Origin of the sequence: Modestobacter sp. DSM 44400, assembly GCF_900107175.1 — a bacterium.
Classification (GTDB): Bacteria; Actinomycetota; Actinomycetes; order Mycobacteriales; family Geodermatophilaceae; genus Modestobacter.
Genome location: NZ_FNOZ01000142.1, coordinates 1 through 2,104 on the forward strand (window position 1 = coordinate 1; position 2,104 = coordinate 2,104).

The following is a 2,104-nucleotide window of genomic DNA, read 5'->3' on the forward strand; positions in this document are numbered from 1 at the left end:
CGTGGGCGTGGGGGATGCCGTGGGCGTGGGCGTCGGCGTGGGGGTGGGCGTCGGCGTGGACGTGGGCGCGAAGGGGGAAGCCCCGTAGGTGAGCGCCGCCGAGCCGGCCTCCTGCGCCCCCATGTCCGGGGCGGTCCCGGTCCAGCCGTCGTCGAACCCCGGGATGGGGGTCCCCGCGTCGACTCCGGGCGAGCCGGCGGCCAGGGAGAACAGGCCGGTGCGGGTAGCGGCGTCCATGCCCCAGCCGGTGGTGTGGACGGGCTCGGCGTGGATCCCGTGCGCCTCCGCGCCGGGCGCGGCTCGGATCAGCCCGTTGTAGAGGTCGTAATCGAAGTTGTTCGTCGGTGACAGGCTGTCGTCGGAGATGCTGTAGGACCCCGAGGGGGCACCGGTGCGCAGGATGTTGTTCCGGGTGATCGCGTTGCGCAGTACTCGACCGTCGCCGGTCTCGATCGCCTTGCGGTTCTGCGGCCCAACGAGCGGTTTGAGCGCGGTGTTGTGGAACAGGTAGGTGCGGCCATCGCCGTAGTAGGTCGACCCCGAGGTGTTGCCGCCCATCTTGAACATCGCCTGGCCGTAGGTGGCGGTGGCGTCGGCCCGGGAAACGTCCTGCACGTTGCGGTAGGCGTACAGCGGACCGAGGGACACTGCCACCAGGCCGAACGCGTGGTAGACCTCGGTGAGGTAGTTGCCGTAGAGGCGCACGTTCATGCCGCTGCCCTCGGCCTCGATGCCGTCGTCCCAGGTGTAGGCGATGTAGTTGCCGTAGATGTCGCTGTCCTTGCCGGGGAACCCGGTGTAGCTGAAGTTCGCCGTGGCACCCATGCCGTCGTTGAAGTGGTGCGTGGCGTCGCCGATGATGTCGTTGTAGCGGATGACGTTGTTCCCAGCGCCTCGGCGCAACGAGATGCCCTGTGGGCCGGCCGGGTGGTTGCTGCCGTTGTGGGACTGGCTCCAGCTGTTGGAGGTGGTGCTCGGGCTGCCGATGCGGTTTCCCTGGATCACCACCCGAGTGAGTTTGCCGGTGTCGGAGTACACCGCGGAGTCCATCGGCGTTCCGAAACCGCTGGTGTCGGGCACACCCCACCCGCTAATGGTGTTGCCCTCGACCACGATGTCGTGCACGTCGTCGGTGGTGCTGGTGCCCAGCTGGATGCCGTTGTGCCGGGCGCCCTTGAGCGTCAGCCCGCGGACGATGACGTAAGCGGAGTTCGTCAGGCGCAGGTCGTAGTCGTAGGCGCCCTGCACGTCGATGGTGGCTGGGCCGCCACCGGGGCCGGTGATCAGGACGTAGCCGTTCGGCGAGCCGATGCGCGAGAGATCGACGGGCTTGTTCGAGTTCGCCGGCAGCTCCACGACCGTGGCGATCGGAAACTGCTCCGACCAAGTTCGCACCTGCTGCGTCACCGAGACCGACGTGCCGGCCAGACTCAGCCGCACCTCGTAGGCGGTGCCGGCCGCCAGACCGACGACGCTCCCGCGGTACTCCGCCGGCCGGCCGGCCAGCGCCCGCCCGTCGAACCACAGGTCAGCGCCCTGCTGCCACGAGGTAGCGCCCAGCTTCCGGTAGCTCACCCCGGCCGCCACCCCGGCCCCGCCCCCGGTCGGGTCCCAGTAGACGCCGACCGAGGCGAACGTCGGCACCAGGGAGACTGCGTCGGATGCGGCGCTCGCCGGCACCGTGCTCACCGCCGTGGCGCAGACCATCCCCAGGGACGTCAGGACTGCCAGCAACACAGCGTGGAAACTCTTCACGGATTAGCCTCCGAACACAGGTGCGACGCTTCACAGCGGATGGGCACCCAGCGTCATTGGATACGAGCGCACAGTACTACGCGGTGGCGGACACGGCTCGGTGGGCGGGTGGTGACCACGCCACCCAAGGCGATCGCGCTCCGGCGCCGCACCGGGGAGCTGCTCGCAGAGGTTGACAAACTCGAACAGCTCCTAGATGACCTATTCCAAGGGTTACGCGGTTCGGCGTGGCTTGATCAGTTGAGGGGCGAGGTGCGAGGTTGTCCCGAGTTCCGTAGAACTTCGGTGGCGGTCCGTTGTGCGTCAGGCTGCGACGACCTCCTCATCTTGCACGGTGGAGCCGACAGTT

At 68.3% G+C, this 2,104-nt stretch carries 1 pseudogene; it reads right to left on the reverse strand.

Going from position 1 to position 2,104, the window contains the following annotated elements:
- Positions 1–1,737, reverse strand: a pseudogene (locus tag BLW04_RS25285) (hypothetical protein); the annotation flags it as partial.
- Positions 1,738–2,104 lie beyond the last annotated feature (367 nt).